Origin of the sequence: Stenotrophomonas sp. STM01, assembly GCF_014852135.1 — a bacterium.
In the GTDB taxonomy this organism is placed as follows: Bacteria; Pseudomonadota; Gammaproteobacteria; order Xanthomonadales; family Xanthomonadaceae; genus Stenotrophomonas; species Stenotrophomonas capsici.
The window spans coordinates 1,668,655-1,685,125 of record NZ_JACVBA010000001.1 but is presented as its reverse complement, the minus strand read 5'-3'; the positions used below and the strand labels follow the sequence as shown (position 1 = coordinate 1,685,125).

Sequence of the window (16,471 nt, the reverse complement as noted above, 5' to 3'; positions counted from 1 at the left end):
CAGTGGTGCGCGGCGGGCGGGAGCGTTCCTCGCTACTTCGTCGCAGCGGGTGTGCCGAAGGTATGCCGCGTGGCGCTGCTGACCGAATAGTCGGCACCGCCGTCGTGCGGGGTTTCCTGGAAACGGGCGTCGATCTCGTCGCGGCCGTTGCTGCATTCAAAGACCCAGGTCTCCGACCAGTTGCGTGACCCCATCTCGCCTTCCGGCTGCGCGCGCAGGAAGGGCACGACGTTCAGCAGTTCCTGGCAGCCGTCGTTGCGCAGCAGTACGTACATGTGTTGCAGCACGTCCTTCTGCAACTGCTCGCTGGCGAAGGTGCCCTGCTGCACGGTGCCCGCAGGCGCGGCGGTCGCGGCAGGCGGTGCGGCCTGCGCGGCGAAGGGGGCAGCGAGCAGGCTGCCTGCCAGGACGAGCAATGCGGTGCGGTTCATCATCGGGGCCTTCCTTGGTATGGGGTGCCGGTGCCACGGTGCCATGGCGGTAGGGGCACGCTAGCAAAGCGGATGCAGGCCGGGGTGAAGATCATGGGTGCGGTAGCGGCCGCGCTGCCCGCGGATACGGCCCCGTACAATCGCACGGCTGGCCGGTGCTACCCATGGTGCCGGGCGGGAACACCACTTGCTGACAGGACAAGGAATGAAACGTCGAACTGTGTTGGCGGCGCTGTTGCTGGCCATGTTGGCAGGCTGTGGAAAGGCGCCGGATGACGGCGGCAAGGCGGCCGCCGCGCCGGCGACGACGCCTGTTGCGGACACGCCCCCTGCCGCCGCGAGCGCCGAACCGTCCGTCGAGGATGGCGTGGACCCGTCGGTCTGGGACAACGAAGGCGAACCGGAAGGGGAAACCCCCGGGGCGGAGATCACCTGCGAGCAGCAGCCGCTGGCGACCTATTTCTTCACCCTGGTGGGTGGCAATTCGGTGGACAACTGCGGACGCAAGGATGCCAAGGTGCTCGCCGCGTTTGATGCGCTGATGAAGGAAGCCACGCCGGCCGAATCGACCGACCCGCAGATCCTGCCGCTGCGCGAGCGCCTGCTCAGTGGCCCCAGCGCACCGGGCCAGCCGCTGATGCTGGACGGCGATGTCTGGTGGTACTACTCGGCCTGCCAGGCGCACCAGTGCAGCACCACCGCGTTGGACATGCTGTACGCACCGACGCAGGCGAAGATGGTCGGGCGCCTGGTCGCCAGGTGCAAGGTGTGGTGGCTGGGCGCACCGAGCGCCGAGCAGCGGGCGTCGATCGAAGGCAACCGTCCGCTGGACGAGGCGTCGTTGCAGGTGGACGGCGAGCCCTGCGAGTAGCCGCGCGCACCGGCGTAGCAGGCACAACGCAGCGGCCGGGCAGATGCCCGGCCTTTGTGTCTTCCGCGCAAGGCACGGCCGTCAGGGTGCCGGTTCGCGGGCCAGCCCCTCGGTTTCATAGAAGCGCTGCAGTTGCCGCGTGTTGGCCAGTTTCAGCTTGGGCAGGGCGATGCCTTCGAACAACTGGTCGTAGCGGCGCCGGTGGGGCGGGGTGACGATGGCGATGTGGTGCAGCATCGCCCACTTCACCGTGTCCTGGTTGCCGGCCAGCGCACCATGGCGATTGCGTTCGAACCAGCTGCGGCGGAAGTAGCGCAGCAGGCTGGTGCGGGTGGGCAGGTCGAGCAGGATGAACCCGGTGGCGCGCGCCAGCCGCGCCGGCAGGCAACGGCTGTAGTTGCCGTCCATGACCCAGCGCTCCTGCGCGATGGCGTCGGCATGCAGCTGCAGGAAGTCGGCCTCCGGCCGCGGCTGCCAGTCGGTGTGTGGCAGGTGGAAGAGCTGGTCCAGGTGGACCGCCTGCAGCTGCCGGTGGCGCGCGATGGCCACGGCCAGCGTGGATTTGCCGCTGTTGGAAGGGCCCAGGACGCAGATGCGCGGGCCGAGGTCGGCGAGCGTGGTCATGGGCCGATTATGCCGGCAGTGCCCGGACACGCGGGCGACGGCCGCCGCTTATCATCGGGCGTGGACAGGGAGGATGGCTGTGATTGGACGACTGAAGCGCTTGTTCGCCAGGCCCGAGGCCGCGCGGCCCGCTGCACGGATGGCGCGCGTGCCGGTACACATGCACTGGTTCGACGGGACCGTGCTGCCAATCCCGGACTGGCAGCGCGTGCAGCAGGAAGTGGCGCAGGACATCGACGATGCCGATGCCCATGTGTTCTGGACGTCCGCCGCGCATGCCTGGCTGCAGGCGCTCAACGCAGCGCTTGGCGAGCACTACGGCATCCATGAGTCGCAGGACTTCCTGCTGCTGTCGAACCTGCAGGAGCGGCCGGCCCAGGTGTTCCTGGCGACCTGCCAACGCATGCTGGCACGGATCAACCGCAGCCTGGGCGCGCTTGCGGTGGAGGGCGGCCACGGCAAGTACGTGGTGATGGTGTTCGATGACCCGGACGACTATTACACCTACATCGGCCACTACTACCCCGACGAGGGCGAGTACGCGATGTCCTCGGGCATGTTCATCCAGGCCGGCTACGGCCACTTCGTGATGCCGCTGGAGAACATCGATGCGATGGAGCCGGTGATCGCGCACGAGCTGACCCATTGCCTGCTGCAGCACCTGCCGATTCCCGCCTGGTTGAACGAAGGGCTGGCGGTGAACACCGAGTACACCCTGTTCCCGCACCTGGCCGCGCCGGGTGCGCAGATGTACTTCCCGCACGAGATTGCCGCCCAGCACGCGGCGTACTGGGACGCGGTGAGCATCCAGACGTTCTGGTCCGGCAAGTCGTTCCTCGCCGTCGACGAGGGCAACCGGCTGTCCTACGACCTGGCACGCAAGATCACCGCGCTGGCAGCCAACGACGAGCCGGCATTCCGCGCGTTCGTGGCGGCGGCGCAGCGGGACGATGCCGGTCTGGCGGCCGAGGCCCGCCTGGGCTATCCGGTCGGCAACCTGGTCCAGGCGGTGCTGGGGGAGGGCGACTGGGAGCCACGGCCGGACGCCTGGCGGGAAGGCACCGAGCGCGGTCAGTTCTGAGCCCCGCTCCTGCCGGGCATGCGTTGAATGCAACATGTGTTGTATATTGCCGGCACCCCTTCCGGAGCCGGCGCCATGTCTTCCTTCCTGCAGCTGTTGTTCGGCGGCAACATGATCAGCGGCACGCTCAAGGCGGCGGCCTGGATCATGGCGTTCTGCGTGGCCGGCGGCCTGCTGGTGCAGTCGGTGCTCAACGGCTGAGCAGTGGCGCGCGCCGATCACCGCACCGCGAGCTGCCGTTGAATACTCCGACCAAACGCACCGCCCGCCGCCGGGCCGCCGGGCGTCCGCCCGGCACCGACAACTCCCGCGAGCGGCTGCTCGAACTGGCGCGCGACGCTTTCGCCAGCCGGGGCTACGAGGCCACCAGCCTGCGCGCGATCGCCGCGGCCGGTGAGGTCAATGCCTCCACGCTGATCCATTACTTCGGCTCCAAGGAAGGCCTGTACGCCGAAGTGGTGGCGGGCATCGCGCCGCTGACCGCGGACTTCGTCGCGGCATTGGCGTCCGGCGCCGACGGGCGCAGCCTGGTCACGCATTACCTGCAGATGTGGGAGAACCCGGAGGGCGCCGATGCGCTGCGCGCGGTGATGCGTACCGCGCTGGCGTCACCGACGGGGATGGCGGTGTTCCGCCAGACCCTGACCACCGGCATCCTCAAGGCCGGCCATGCGCGCTCGCCGCTGCAGATGGAGTTGTTGATGTCGCACCTGTGGGGGATCGGCCTGAGCCGCTACTTCACGCAGTTGCCGGCGTTGTCGCAGGCCAGCATCCGCACGATCGCCGAGACGGCCGGGCCCGTGCTGGACCAGTACCTGGCCCGCTGAGCCGGCACCCGGCTTTCAGCCGATCTTCTTCACCCGCGTGCCGGACGCCGGCAGTGGGTTGCCGTCAGCAGCCCGCGGTGCCATGTAGGGCACCTGCTTGCCGGTGCGGTTGTCGAGCAGCTGTGAATGACGCTCGCCCCGCTTGAACAGGTGGCGCTCGCCCCATTGGCGCAGGGCGACCACCACCGGGAACAGCTGCTCGCCCTTCGCGGTAAGGACGTATTCCTGGTACGCGCTGCCATCGGAGGCGGCGCGGGTGGCCAGGATGCCGGCGTCAACCAGCTTGCGCAGCCGGTCGCTGAGGATGTTGCGGGCCACGCCGAGGCTGCGCTGGAAGTCGCCGAAGCGGTGCATGCCGTCGAAGGCATCGCGCACGATCAGCAGCGACCAGCGGTCGCCGATGAGGTCGACGCTGCGTGCGACCGGACAGGGCTGGGGCGTGGGGGTGCTCATCGATGGATTCCACGGGGGACTGCACGGCATTGTAGTTGCATTTCGAAACCATGGTGGCTAGCATCCATCTGGTTGCAATATGCAACTAGATGGATGCGGTGCATGCCTGCCCTGCCAACCCCCTGCCCGGACGGGTGCCGTTCGCCCGCCGCTGTGACGTCGCCGGCCCTGGTTGGGCTGCTGGCGGTCGCCAGTGGCATGAGCGTGGCCAACGTCTATTACGCGCAGCCGTTGCTGGATGCACTGGCGGCCACGTTCTCGATCTCCCATGCGGCCGTGGGCGGGGTGGTCACCGCGACGCAGCTGGGCTGCGCGCTGGCGCTGGTGGTACTGGTGCCGCTGGGTGACCGCATGGAGCGGCGCCGCCTGATGCTGGTGCAGGCCGCACTGCTGGTGATGGCGCTGGGCTGGGTGGCGTTGGCCCGCGGCCCGGCCGCCCTGCTGGCGGGCATGCTGGTGGTGGGCATGCTGGGCACGGCGATGACGCAGGGGCTGATCGCCTATGCCGCCAGTGCGGCGACGCCCGGCGAGCAGGGGCGGGTGGTCGGGGCGGCGCAGGGCGGTGTGTTCGTGGGCCTGCTGCTGGCACGGGTGTTCGCCGGGGCGGTCAGCGATGCCTGGGGCTGGCGCGGGGTCTATGCCAGCGCGGCGGCGTTGATGCTGGTGATGGCATTGCTGCTGTACCGGCGGTTGCCAGGACAAGCGCCCGCCGCGCAGGGAATGGCGTACGCGCGCCTGCTGGGCTCGATGGGGCAGCTGCTGTGGCGTGACCGCACCCTGCAGGTGCGCGGTGTGCTGGCGTTGCTGATGTTTGCCGCGTTCAACGTGTTCTGGACGGCGCTGGTGCTGCCCTTGAGTGCAGCCCCTTACGGGTACTCGCATACGCAGATCGGTGCGTTCGGGCTGGTGGGCGCGGTGGGCGCGCTGGCCGCCGCGCGCGCGGGCCGTTGGGCCGACCGCGGCCGGGCACAGGCCACCACGGCGCTGGCGTTGCTGCTGCTCGTGCTGGCGTGGTGGCCGTTGTCGTGGATGCCGGCCTCGCTGTGGGCGCTGGTGGCCGGCATCGTGTTGCTGGACATGGGCGGGCAGGCACTGCACGTGACCAACCAGAGCCTGATCCTGCGCGGGCAGGCACAGGCCGCCGGGCGCCTGGTGAGCCTGTACATGCTGTTCTACGCGGTGGGGAGCGGCCTGGGCGCCATCGCCACCACCGCCACCTACGCACGCTTTGGCTGGAACGGCGTCTGCGCGCTGGGCGCGGCCATCAGCTGCGCCGCGTGGCTGTTCTGGTGGCTTACCCGCGACACACTCCCCGCATCCACGACCGAGGCATCCTGATGGATGCGCATGCGCCCCCGCGCGCGGATAGGCGCCTGGCCGGCACTTGTGCGGCGGTGCGTGCGGGCTTACAACGCGCAATCACTGGATGCCGGGAGATGGGCCGATGTCGCTGGTGCTCTATGGTCATCCGTTCTCCTCGTACACGCAGAAGGTGTTGATCGCGCTGTACGAGAACGCCACGCCGTTCACCTTCCGCAGCCTGGGGCCGGAGACGCCGGAGCACGTCAGCCAGTGGTTGCAGCACTGGCCGCTGGCCAAGTTCCCGTTGCTGCTCGATGGCGATCGTGACGTGGTGGAAACCAGCATCATCATCGAGTACCTGCAGCTGCGGCATGCCGGCGCGGTACGGCTGATCCCGGACGACCCGATGCAGGCGCTGGCGGTGCGGTTCATGGACCGCTTCTTCGACCTGCACGTGATGAGCCCGGTACAGCAGGCGGTGGCCGGTGCACTGAGCGGTGACCCGGCGCGGCGCGCGCAGGCGCATGCCGATGCCGCGCAGAAGCTGGAACGGGCCTACGGCTGGGTCGAGGGCCGGCTGCAGGACGGCGCATGGGCCTGCGGCAGCGCGTTCAGCCTGGCCGACTGCGCCGCTGCGCCCGCGCTGTTCTACGCCGACTGGACCACGCGCATCGCTGACCGCTATCCCGCGTTGCAGGCCTACCGCGCCGGCCTGCTGGCGCGCCCCTCGTTCGCGCGTGCGGTGGAGGAAGCACGGATGTACCGGCATCTGTTCCCGTTGGGTGCGCCGGACCGCGACTGATCCGGCGACGGCGGTGGCTGCCGACGATGCGCGGTGTCACCCACGCCGGCGACACGCTGGAGGCGACACCGGCCGACCGGACGGGTGGTGTATCGGCCACGCATGCGGCAGGATCGGTCCCTGCAATCAATCGCAAGGAGCACCGCATGGCAATGACGATCCACCGATATGCACTTGGGCTGGTCTGCGTGATCGGCCTGGCCGCATGCACGCAACCGGCAGCACCTGCCGCGCCGGCCACGCCTGAAGCACCTGCGCCGGCACCGGAAGCCGGCACCGAGCCCGCGCCCAATGCAACGGTGGTCCATGAGGCGCCGGGCCAGGCGCCGCAGGGCCACGCCTGCATGATCGCCGGCGAGTTCAACGTGCTGGGGAAGACCATCCGCTCGCGCGACTGCGTGCAGACCACCGGTGCGTCCAGCGAAGCCGAACTCAAGCGCATGTGCGAGGGATTGGCGCAGACCTCGGCGCAGATGGGAGGCAAGGCCGGCCAGATCACCTACATGGACGCCTGCCCGTCGCCATCGCAGGGCAGCTGCAAGCAGCTGTTCGGCCACCCATTCGATGGCTACTACTACGAGCGCTCCGCCGAAGACCTGGCGGTGCTGCCGGACAGCTGCGCCCAGGGCGGCGGCCGGTGGTCCGGCGGTTGACGCCTGCCGGCAGGGACCACGCCGTGGTCACCTGCGGTGTTGAAACAGGGACGGCACGACCGGCGTGGCGTCGCTACGGCGCCGGTTGACCGGTTACGCGCGGGCGCTCAGTCTTCCCGCGCCTTGCTCCAGCGCCCGCCATCGTCGGGCGCCACCTCGAAGCGCGCCCATTGGCGCAGTTCCGCGGCACTGGCGTGGCCGATGCTGCCGATGCCGTCACCGGCCACCACCGCGTACACCAGCCGGTCGGAGGACGGGCCGTCCAGCGCCGGCGTCACCGCGATGCGGCGCACGCTCCAGGCGCGGCCCAGCCGGCCATTGCTGTAGTAGCGGCCCGGCGTGATCGCGGCCGGATGCAGGGTGTCGCGCTCGGCGTGCTGCTTGGCCAGCTCCAGCAGCTCGGTGAGGTTCTCGTCGGTGATGTCGACGAAGGAGTTGAGTTGGCCGATCGCTGCGTGGAAATCCTCCTGGGTCAGGTCCACCCGGCGCTGCAGCGGGACGACCGCCGCCGCGCGCGGTTGCCGGCGATGCAGGTGCACCGGGTAGCGCCGCCAGGCGAAGCAGGCATTGAACGCCACCGCGGCGAGCAGGATGGCCGCCACGTTGATCGCCACGGGCGTGAGCAGGTACTGGTAGCCCAGCGCGTGCACATCGCTGCCACCGATCACCGCGGCCAACGCGGTGGCACCCCCGGGGGGATGGATGCAGCGCAGGTAATGCATCGCGCCGACCGCCAGGCCCACGGCCACCGCACCGGTCCAGGCATGGTCCGGTGCCAGCATCTGGCAGGTGACGCCGATGAAGGCCGAGAACAGATGTCCGGCCAATACCGGCCACGGTTGCGACAGGGCACCGTGCGGGACCGCGAACACCAGCACCGCCGAGGCACCCATCGAGGCGAGCAGGATGGCACCGCCGGCATTGCCGCGGAAACCGTGCGGGAAACACCAATGGGTGAGCTGGTAGACCACCAGGATGCCGAGCAGTGCGCCCAGCGCGGAGATCCACTTCTCGCCATGCCCGGTCTGGTTGCGCTCGATGCTCAACCAGCTGCGCAGGGAATGCAGGGGCACGGGGAAGGATTTCATCACGGCGGGGCAGGGGGCGGGCGCGCAATTCTGCACCGAAGCCGCCCCGCAGGGTGATGCCGAACCGGGCCGGATCGACATCGCGCTGATGTGGATTGGTTGTAGCGATATGCGTCCAGCGGATAAGCCGGCGCGTAGCGGCTACGATGGGGCATGGAAATGATGCTGGATCGTGGTGGGCGATGATTCCCGGACCCCTGATTTCGTGGCAGATGCTGCTGTTGATGTTCGTGCTGCCGACGCTGGGGCTCGGGTTGGCGGTGGCCTTGGCGGGTTATGCGGGGTGGTACTTCCTGGCCAGGAGGGGCAGCATCGCGGCGTTCTTCAGTTGGAAGGTGCGGCTGTGGAGCGTGCTGGCGGTGGTTCTGTGCGGCTGGGCGGTCGTCGTGGTGGTGAAGCTGCACCAGATCGACCGGCAGATCGCGCTCCAGGACTGGTACAAGCAGCGCCGCCGCAGCTTCCTGCTTGACCGGGACTTCCAGTACGGCGAGTTGCAGGTGCCACGCGGCACCCTGGTCAATCGCTATGACCCGTTCGACAACGGTGAGCCGCAACGGCCGGTGGAGCTGCGCGGGCTGGACCGGCTGCGCTTTCCGCAGCCCGTGCAGGTGGCAGGCGCGTGGGCCACCCAACTGGAAACCTCGGCCACCCGCGTGACCCTGGCCGGTGACCAGCGCATCGGCCCGGTGTACCGCTTCGACGGCGACAGCGGTGATTACGTGCTTGACCCCGATGTACCGCACCTGGACTGCAAGGCCGGTGACGATGCGTGGTTCAACGTGCCCTTGATCGACTATGACATCGTGGCCGAGTTCGCCGTCGGCGAGCCGGACGGCGCACAGGCGCGTTTCAAGCCCAGCCAGTGGCAGTTGCTGCGCTGTGGGCCGCCGGAGGATCCGATCCGGATGCTGCCTGCCTTCCAGGCACCGGGGCCGAGGGGCGCGCAGGACCCGGTGTTCCTTGAAGCGGGTGCGGCGCGCTGAGGTTTTATGCGGATTTGATGGCGGCGGACGGTCATCGCCATCGCGGGTTTACGCGAGGGAAAACCACACTTTCCGGGTCGCCGCGCAGGGTGCGCGGTCCTTCCCGGAAAACCCCATGAAACCTTCGACCCTCCCGCTGCCGATCCTCGTGGCAGCCACCTTCGGCTGCAACCCGGAGGCCTTCGGCGCCACCATCAGCGGCAATGCGACGCTGACCAGCGATTACGTGTGGCGCGGTTCCTCCCAGACCCAGGGCGATGCGGCCGTACAGGCGGGCTTCCGTGTTGCCGCAGCGGAGGGGCTGTACGCCGCGGTGTCCGGCTCCAACGTCGAGTTTGCCCCGCAGGTGCACGCCAGCAGCGAGCTGGATTTCAGCGTGGGCTGGGCGGGCGCACTGTCCCCGGAGTGGAGCATCGATGCCAACCTGCTGCATTACCGCTATCCGGCCACGACCGTGGACCTGAACTGGACCGAGCTCAACACGACGGTGACCTGGCGGCGCGACTACTGGCTCTCACTGGGCTGGTCACCGCAGGCGTTGGGGACCCGGCAGGATGGCCTGTACAGCCAGCTGGGCGCGCGCTGGCCGGTGAACGAGCGGCTGCGGCTTGAAGCCATGGCCGGCTACTACATCTTGCAGGACGCACGCGGCGGTGGTTATGCGCATGGGCAGCTCAACGCGATCTGGAGCGTGGTGACGCCGCTGGAGGTGCGGCTGAGCGTGCATGGCACCGATCGCCATGCACGTGCGCTGTTCGGGGATGATCTCGCCGGCACGCGTTGGGAAATGGCGTTGCAGGGAGCGTTCTGATCGAGGCGCGGTGGAGCGACCCCTCCCCAACCCTCCCCTTGCTGTCGCAAAGGGAGGGGGCAACAGCGAAGCACCCCTCCCCAACCCTCCCCTGCACCTCCGGTGCAAGGGAGGGGGCAACAGCGGGGCTGCGCTGCATGCTCTCAGACCATGCACAACCACCCCCTCCCTTTGCGACAGCAAGGGGAGGGCTGGGGAGGGGTGCTTTGCTGTTGCTTCGCTTCTGCTCCCTGCCCGTGCTCCGCATTGCAGGCGCCGCGTACCGCGCCCAAGATGGGGCACCACGTTTCCGGTGCCCCCATGTCCCGCGACAACCTCAACGACCTGCTGGCCTTCGTCACCATTGCCCGGGAAGGCAGCTTCACCCGTGCGGCGGCACAGCTCGGCGTGTCGCAGTCGGCGCTCAGCCACACCATGCGCGAGCTGGAGGCACGGCTGGGCATCCGCCTGCTGACCCGCACCACCCGCAGCGTGTCGATGACCGAGGCCGGCGAGCATCTGTACGAATCGGTGGCACCGCGGCTGGAGGACATCCAGGCCGAGCTGGCGATGATGGGCCAGTTCCGCGATACGCCGGTCGGCACGGTGCGCATCAATACCACGGGCCATGCCGCCGACCTGTACGTCTGGCCGCGGTTGTCGTCGATGCTGCCGCAGTACCCGCAGCTGAAGGTGGAAGTGGCGGTGGACTATGGCCTCACCGACATCGTCGCGCAGCGCTTCGACATCGGCATCCGCCTCGGTGAACACCTGGCGCGCGACATGATCGCGGTGCCGGTCAGCCCGCCACAGCGCATCGCGGTGGTGGCCACGCCGGCGTACTTCGCCACGCACGGCATCCCGCGTACACCGCAGGAGCTGGTCACGCACAACTGCATCGGCATGCGCCTGCCCACCCATGGCGGCCTGCTGCCCTGGGAGTTCGACCGCGATGGCGTGCAGTACAAGTCACGCGTGGAAGGGCAGTGGATCTTCAACGGCAGTGCCCCGGCACTGCGCGCGGCGCTGGCCGGCGTGGGCCTGGCCTACCTGCCCGAAGACCTGATGCACGAGCACCTGGCCACCGGTCGCCTGCAACGGGTGCTGGAGGATTGGTGCGAGCCCTACGACGGCTACTACGCGTACTACCCCAGCCGTCGCCAGGCCTCGCGGGCCCTGCAGGTCGTGATCGAGGCCCTGCGCCACCCCGCCGGGTAGGCGCGCCGTGGCCGCGCAGCACGCTGCATCGCCAATCAACACGCGCGCGCAGCCCCTCATCCCATCCGTGATCGCATGAACCCCGCCACGGGTCGTACCCCGGCTTCGCGGCCAAGGCCGCTCCTGCCGGGATTGATGAGCGGTGCTCATTACCGCATCCCGCCGTCGTGACTTAATCCGTCACGGTCGGCTGCCTAGACTGTCGGCCTTGCTTCGTTCCCCGCTACAGGATGCCCGCATGAAGACCTTCGGCTACGCCGCCTACGACACCACCTCGCCGTTGGCCCCCTACGCCTTCGAGCGCCGCACGCTGCGCGGCAATGACGTGGCGATGGAAATCATCTACTGCGGCGTCTGCCACTCGGACCTGCACACCGCGCGCAACGACTGGGGCTGGAGCTACTACCCGATCGTGCCGGGCCACGAGATCGTCGGCCGGGTGATCGAGGTCGGCCCCGATGTCAGCCGCTACAAGGTCGGCGACCACGTGGCGGTGGGCTGCATGGTCGACAGCTGCATGGAATGCGACCAGTGCCGCCGTGGCGAGGAGCAGCTGTGCCGCCAGGGCATGGTGGGCACCTATGCCGGGGCCGACCGCATCAGTGGGGAACCGACCCAGGGCGGCTACGCCAAGCATCTGGTGGTGCGCGAGGAGTTCTGTCTGCGCATGCCCGACGGGCTGGACCTGTCGCGCGCCGCGCCGCTGCTGTGCGCCGGCATCACCACCTGGTCGCCGCTGCGCCACTGGAACATCGGTCCCGGCAGCCGCGTCGGCGTGATCGGCCTGGGTGGCCTGGGCCACATGGCGGTGAAGCTGGCCGTCGGCCTGGGTGCGGACGTCACCGTGCTCAGCCGCAGCCCAGGCAAGCGTGCCGACGCGCTGGCGCTGGGCGCCGACCGCCTGCTGGTGTCCGAGGACGCCGAGGCCATGGCGCAGGCGGCGTCCGCGTTCGACCTGATCATCGATACCGTGCCGGTCAAGCATGCGCTGGACCCGTACCTGCCGCTGCTGGACGTGGACGGCACGCTGGTGATCGTCGGCCAGATCGGGCCGATGGATGAAACCAGCACGGTGCCGCTGCTGCTGGGCCGCCGTCGCATCGCCGGCTCGCCGATCGGTGGCATCCGCGAGACCCAGGAACTGCTGGATTTCTGCGCGAAGAAGAACATCCTGCCGGACTGCGAGATGATCCGCATGGACGAGATCAACCATGCCTTCGAGCGCATGGAGAAGTCCGATGTCCGCTACCGCTTCGTGATCGACATGGCCTCGCTGGCCGCCTGATCGCAGGGAGAACCGCATGCGCACGCGTGTACTTGGAAACAGCGGGCTGGAAGTCTCCGCGCTGGGCCTGGGCTGCATGGGGCTGACCCATGCCTACGGCCAGCCGGTGCGCACCGCCGACGGCATCGCCTTGATCCGCGCGGCCTTCGAGCGTGGCGTGACCTTCTTCGATACCGCCGAGGTCTACGGCCCGTTTACCAACGAGGACCTGCTCGGGCAGGCCCTGGCGCCGATCCGCGAACAGGTGGTGATCGCCACCAAGTTCGGCTTCCGCGATGCCGACGGCAACAAGGGCGTGGACAGCCGACCGCAGACCATCCGTGCCGTCGCCGAGGCCTCGCTCAAGCGCCTGCGCACCGACCGCATCGACCTGTTCTACCAGCACCGCGTCGACCCGGCGGTGCCGATGGAGGACGTGGCCGGCACCGTGCGCGAGTTGATCGCCGAGGGCAAGGTGAAGCACTTCGGGCTGTCCGAAGCCGGCGCGGATTCGATCCGCCGCGCGCATGCGGTGCAACCGGTGGCCGCGCTGCAGAGCGAGTACTCGTTGTGGTGGCGCGAGCCGGAGCAGGAGATCCTGCCGCTGCTGGAGGAACTGGGCATCGGCTTCGTGCCGTTCAGTCCGTTGGGCCGGGGCTTCTTGACGGGCGCGATGGATGCGAGCACCTCCTTCGAGGCGAGCGACTTCCGCAGCCGCCTGCCACGCTTCTCGGAGGAGAGCCGGCGCGCCAACGCCGGCCTGCTGGAGGTGATCGTCCGCCTGGCCGCGGCAAAGGGCATCACCCCGGCGCAGATCGCGTTGGCCTGGCTGCTGGCGCGCAGGCCGTGGATCGTGCCGATCCCGGGTACGACCAAGCGGCACCGCCTGGAAGAGAACATCGCCGCCACGACGGTGGCGCTGGACGCGGCCGAGATGGCGGACATCACCCGCGCGCTGGACGCGATCACCGTGGTCGGCGAGCGCTATCCGCAGCAGTTGCAGCGCGTGACCGGACGCTGAGATCGCAGCGGGGGCGTCATTGAACGCCTCCCTCCACGCCGGGCCGGGGGCGGCGGGCACGCGCCAGGCGTTTGACCTGGCGGTCCGCGCCCGCCGTTGCCATGCCATGCGCGGCCAGCATCACCAGCACCTTGACGGCATCCAGCCCGCTGCTGGCCAGCCATGCCCCCAGCAACGCCATGAAGCACATCACGGCGATGAAATCGAACGCCAGCCGGGACACCGCGCCGGCCACCACCAGTACCACGAAGTAGCCGGCGCTCGACAACACCCATGTGCTGGACAGCAGTTCGTACGGTGCGGGCATGGCCGACGGCAGTGACGCGGCGTGATGCCGCGCACCCAGAATCCGGTCGTTGCGTGAGCGCTGCATGGGGCGAAGGTGAAGTGGAAGAGAAGTGGCGCCACTGCGTCACGAAACCACTTCAAACCCTGCGCGAAACGTTGGCCGTGGCTGCCTGCATGCTGCTAGCGTTGTGGCCCTTCGATCAATCGCAGGGATGGGCATGAAGCGTTCATGGGGGTGGGGATTGCTGGCGTGCGCGCTGCTGCTCGGCGGCGGCGCGTGGCTGTGGAAGCAGCCGTTCGCGATCATCGCGCGCGAAGGCTGGCGGTTGTCACGGCTGCCGGCACCGCACGCCATCGCCGTCCCGGTGCAGGGCATCGGTGCGCGGCAGATCGCTGCCACGTTTGGCGCGCCGCGCGGGCGTGACCGCACGCACCAGGGCGTGGACATCTTCGCCGCACGGGGAACCCCGGTGCGGGCCGCCACCGAAGGCGTGGTGCTCAGCGTGCGCGACCGCGGCCTGGGCGGCAAACAGGTCTGGTTGCTGGGCCCGGCCGGGCAGCGCCATTACTACGCACACCTGGACGGCTGGGCACTGGGGTTGGTGGCCGGTGACGTGATCGGGACCGGCCAGGTGCTGGGCATCGTCGGCGACACCGGCAACGCCAAGGGCACGCCGCCGCACCTGCACTACGGCATCTACGGGCCGGACGGCGCGCTGGATCCGCTGCCGTTGATGCATGCAGCCAACCCCGCCAAGCGGTAAGGTACGCCCCCTGCAAGCCGCCCCCCGCGCGGCATGAGTCGCAACGATGGTGATTGACCAATTCGACCGGGACCACCTGTGGCACCCCTACAGTTCGCTAGGCAGCCCGGTGCCGGTGCTCAAGGTGGCGCGCGCCGATGGCGTGCTGCTGCAGCTGGAAGACGGCCCGCAGCTGATCGACGGCATGGCCTCATGGTGGTGCGCCATCCACGGCTACAACCATCCGGTGCTGAACGCGGCCGCGGTCGAGCAGCTGGGGCGGATGTCGCACGTGATGTTCGGCGGGCTCACCCACGCGCCGGCGATCGCGCTGGGCAAGCTGCTGCTGCAGATTGTGCCGCAGCAGCTGGATGCGATCTTCTACGCCGACTCCGGCTCGGTGTCGGTGGAAGTGGCGTTGAAGATGGCCATCCAGTACCAGGCCGCGCGCGGGCGTCCGGGCAAGAGCAACATCGCCACCACGCGCTCGGGTTACCACGGCGACACCTGGAACGCGATGTCGGTGTGCGACCCGGTCACCGGCATGCACGGGTTGTTTGGCAGTTCGTTGCCGTCGCGCTGCTTCGTGCCGGCGCCGCAGACACCATTCGATGGCACCTGGGACCCGGCCGACATCGCGCCGGTTGCCGCGCTGTTCGCCGAACGTGCCGACGAGTTGGCCGCCTTCATCATCGAGCCGGTGGTGCAGGGCGCTGGCGGCATGCGCTTCTATCACCCGCAGTACCTGCGCGAGCTGGCGCGGCTGTGCCGTGAATACGACGTACTGTTGATCTGCGACGAGATCGCCACCGGCTTCGGACGTAGCGGCCGCCTGTTCGGCTGCGAGCATGCCGGCATCACCCCGGACATCCTGTGCATCGGCAAGGCGCTGACCGGCGGTTACATGACGATGGCCGCCACGCTGACCCGGCGCGAGATCGCCGACGTGATCGCCGCCGGTGATCCGGGCGTGTTCATGCACGGCCCGACGTTCATGGCCAACCCGCTGGCCTGCGCGGTGGCGCTGGCCTCCACGCAGTTGCTGCTGTCGCAGGACTGGCAGGGCCGGGTGGGCGCGATCGAGGCCACCCTGCGCGATCGGCTGGCACCGGCGCGCGCGCTGCCGCAGGTGGCCGACGTGCGCGTGCTGGGCGCGATCGGCGTGATCGAACTGAAGGCCGCGGTGCGGCTGGAGCGCATCCAGCAGCGCATGCTGGAGCAGGGCATCTGGATCCGTCCGTTCGGGCGGCTGGTGTACGTGATGCCGCCGTACGTGATCAGCGACGCCCAGCTGCAACAGCTGTGCGACGGCATGGTCGCGCTGGTGGCGGGACTGGACGCGGAGGACCTGCGCGCATGAGCGGCAAGGTGGTATTCGTCAGCGGCATCGACACCGAGATCGGCAAGACCGTGGTCACCGGCTGGCTGGCCCGGCAATGGGCCGAGCAGGGCGAGGACGTGATCACCCAGAAGCTGGTGCAGACCGGCTGCGTGGGGGCCTCCGATGACATCCTGCTGCACCGGCGCATCATGGGCACCGGGTTGTTCGAGGAGGACCGCGACGGCACCACCATGCCGGTGCTGTTCGCCTACCCGGCCTCGCCGCACCTGGCCGCGCGGCTGGAGCAGCGGACGCTGGACCTGGACGCCATCGAGCGCGCCACCGCGACGTTGGCCACGCGCTACGGCACGGTGCTGCTGGAGGGTGCCGGGGGGCTGATGGTGCCGCTCACCGAGCAGTTGCTGACCATCGACTACGTGGCGGAGAAGGGCTGGCCGGTGTTGCTGGTGACCTCGGGCCGGCTGGGCAGCATCAACCACACGCTGCTGTCGCTGGAAGCGCTGGCCGCACGCGGCATCGCGCTGCACGGCGTGGCCTGGAACAGTCGTGATGACAGCACCGACGAGGTGATCGCGGCCGACAGTCGCAACTTCATCCGTCAGTGGGTGCAGGCGCGCTTCCCGGACGCGGCCTGGTATGACGTGCCGCGGATCGACCTGGGCTGACGCTGCCCGGTCCCTCTCCCGCAGT

At 69.0% G+C, this 16,471-nt stretch carries 20 protein-coding genes; 15 read left to right on the top strand and 5 right to left on the bottom strand.

Features of this window, described 5'->3' with window-relative positions; translation table 11 throughout:
- Nucleotides 1-32 precede the first annotated feature (32 nt).
- Entirely contained in the window at nt 33-434 is a 402-nt protein-coding gene (locus IB227_RS07905; RefSeq protein WP_132863191.1) for a hypothetical protein, read from the bottom strand.
- A 202-nt stretch (nt 435-636) separates the two neighbouring features.
- On the opposite strand from IB227_RS07905, the gene IB227_RS07900 reads away from it, so the two are divergent.
- Entirely contained in the window at nt 637-1,302 is a 666-nt protein-coding gene (locus IB227_RS07900) for a hypothetical protein (protein WP_192286890.1), read from the top strand.
- A gap of 81 nt (nt 1,303-1,383) precedes the next feature.
- Here the strand turns inward: IB227_RS07900 and IB227_RS07895 are convergent, their stop codons facing one another.
- On the bottom strand, nt 1,384-1,926 hold the full coding sequence (locus IB227_RS07895; RefSeq protein WP_192286889.1) for an AAA family ATPase: 543 nt from the start codon (nt 1,924-1,926) through the stop codon (nt 1,384-1,386).
- A gap of 79 nt (nt 1,927-2,005) precedes the next feature.
- On the opposite strand from IB227_RS07895, the gene IB227_RS07890 reads away from it, so the two are divergent.
- The 3 genes from IB227_RS07890 to IB227_RS07885 all read left to right on the top strand — a co-directional run bounded on the left by IB227_RS07890 (nt 2,006) and on the right by IB227_RS07885 (nt 3,834).
- Nucleotides 2,006-3,007, top strand: a complete 1,002-nt coding sequence (locus tag IB227_RS07890; RefSeq protein ID WP_192286888.1) for a hypothetical protein — start codon at nt 2,006-2,008, stop codon at nt 3,005-3,007.
- 75 nt (nt 3,008-3,082) lie between these two features.
- Nucleotides 3,083-3,208 (top strand): hypothetical protein, encoded by a 126-nt coding sequence (locus IB227_RS18560; RefSeq protein WP_263863695.1) that lies wholly within the window; start codon nt 3,083-3,085, stop codon nt 3,206-3,208.
- A gap of 38 nt (nt 3,209-3,246) precedes the next feature.
- Nucleotides 3,247-3,834, top strand: a complete 588-nt coding sequence (locus IB227_RS07885; protein WP_192286887.1) for a TetR/AcrR family transcriptional regulator — start codon at nt 3,247-3,249, stop codon at nt 3,832-3,834.
- 15 nt (nt 3,835-3,849) lie between these two features.
- Here the strand turns inward: IB227_RS07885 and IB227_RS07880 are convergent, their stop codons facing one another.
- On the bottom strand, nt 3,850-4,287 hold the full coding sequence (locus IB227_RS07880; RefSeq protein ID WP_192286886.1) for a helix-turn-helix domain-containing protein: 438 nt from the start codon (nt 4,285-4,287) through the stop codon (nt 3,850-3,852).
- A 102-nt stretch (nt 4,288-4,389) separates the two neighbouring features.
- Between IB227_RS07880 and IB227_RS07875 the strand changes: the two genes are divergently transcribed.
- The 3 genes from IB227_RS07875 (at nt 4,390) to IB227_RS07865 (ending at nt 7,044) form a co-directional block, all read left to right on the top strand.
- Nucleotides 4,390-5,625 (top strand): MFS transporter, encoded by a 1,236-nt coding sequence (locus IB227_RS07875; RefSeq protein ID WP_192286885.1) that lies wholly within the window; start codon nt 4,390-4,392, stop codon nt 5,623-5,625.
- A 106-nt stretch (nt 5,626-5,731) separates the two neighbouring features.
- Nucleotides 5,732-6,391, top strand: a complete 660-nt coding sequence (locus IB227_RS07870; protein WP_192286884.1) for a glutathione S-transferase family protein — start codon at nt 5,732-5,734, stop codon at nt 6,389-6,391.
- 146 nt (nt 6,392-6,537) lie between these two features.
- Nucleotides 6,538-7,044, top strand: a complete 507-nt coding sequence (locus IB227_RS07865; protein ID WP_225591622.1) for a hypothetical protein — start codon at nt 6,538-6,540, stop codon at nt 7,042-7,044.
- Nucleotides 7,045-7,151: 107 nt separating this feature from the next.
- On the opposite strand, the gene IB227_RS07860 is transcribed toward IB227_RS07865, so the two are convergent.
- Nucleotides 7,152-8,117, bottom strand: coding sequence for an HPP family protein (locus IB227_RS07860; RefSeq protein ID WP_313253059.1), 966 nt, complete (start codon nt 8,115-8,117; stop codon nt 7,152-7,154).
- Between the two features lie 197 nt (nt 8,118-8,314).
- Between IB227_RS07860 and IB227_RS07855 the strand changes: the two genes are divergently transcribed.
- The 5 genes from IB227_RS07855 (at nt 8,315) to IB227_RS07835 (ending at nt 13,408) form a co-directional block, all read left to right on the top strand.
- Nucleotides 8,315-9,115 carry a hypothetical protein gene (locus IB227_RS07855; RefSeq protein WP_192286882.1) on the top strand — a complete coding sequence of 267 codons (801 nt, stop codon included), beginning with the start codon at nt 8,315-8,317 and terminating at the stop codon, nt 9,113-9,115.
- A gap of 115 nt (nt 9,116-9,230) precedes the next feature.
- Nucleotides 9,231-9,926: a TorF family putative porin gene (locus tag IB227_RS07850; protein ID WP_192286881.1), complete on the top strand. Its 696-nt coding sequence runs from the start codon at nt 9,231-9,233 to the stop codon at nt 9,924-9,926.
- Between the two features lie 300 nt (nt 9,927-10,226).
- Nucleotides 10,227-11,123, top strand: a complete 897-nt coding sequence (locus IB227_RS07845) for a LysR family transcriptional regulator (RefSeq protein WP_192286880.1) — start codon at nt 10,227-10,229, stop codon at nt 11,121-11,123.
- A 238-nt stretch (nt 11,124-11,361) separates the two neighbouring features.
- Nucleotides 11,362-12,408, top strand: coding sequence for an NAD(P)-dependent alcohol dehydrogenase (locus tag IB227_RS07840; protein ID WP_192286879.1), 1,047 nt, complete (start codon nt 11,362-11,364; stop codon nt 12,406-12,408).
- 16 nt (nt 12,409-12,424) lie between these two features.
- On the top strand, nt 12,425-13,408 hold the full coding sequence (locus IB227_RS07835) for an aldo/keto reductase (RefSeq protein ID WP_192286878.1): 984 nt from the start codon (nt 12,425-12,427) through the stop codon (nt 13,406-13,408).
- Between the two features lie 16 nt (nt 13,409-13,424).
- Here the strand turns inward: IB227_RS07835 and IB227_RS07830 are convergent, their stop codons facing one another.
- Nucleotides 13,425-13,715 (bottom strand): hypothetical protein, encoded by a 291-nt coding sequence (locus IB227_RS07830; RefSeq protein WP_192286877.1) that lies wholly within the window; start codon nt 13,713-13,715, stop codon nt 13,425-13,427.
- Between the two features lie 199 nt (nt 13,716-13,914).
- Here IB227_RS07830 and IB227_RS07825 point away from each other — a divergent pair, with 199 nt between their 5' ends.
- From IB227_RS07825 to bioD, 3 genes are read left to right on the top strand one after another with little or no spacing between them, the layout of a single operon-like run.
- Nucleotides 13,915-14,460: a M23 family metallopeptidase gene (locus IB227_RS07825; protein ID WP_225591621.1), complete on the top strand. Its 546-nt coding sequence runs from the start codon at nt 13,915-13,917 to the stop codon at nt 14,458-14,460.
- A 46-nt stretch (nt 14,461-14,506) separates the two neighbouring features.
- Nucleotides 14,507-15,799, top strand: coding sequence for an adenosylmethionine--8-amino-7-oxononanoate transaminase (bioA, locus tag IB227_RS07820; protein ID WP_192286875.1), 1,293 nt, complete (start codon nt 14,507-14,509; stop codon nt 15,797-15,799).
- Nucleotides 15,796-16,446 carry a dethiobiotin synthase gene (gene bioD, locus IB227_RS07815; RefSeq protein ID WP_192286874.1) on the top strand — a complete coding sequence of 217 codons (651 nt, stop codon included), beginning with the start codon at nt 15,796-15,798 and terminating at the stop codon, nt 16,444-16,446. The genes bioA and bioD overlap by 4 nt, the downstream gene beginning before the upstream one ends.
- Nucleotides 16,447-16,471 lie beyond the last annotated feature (25 nt).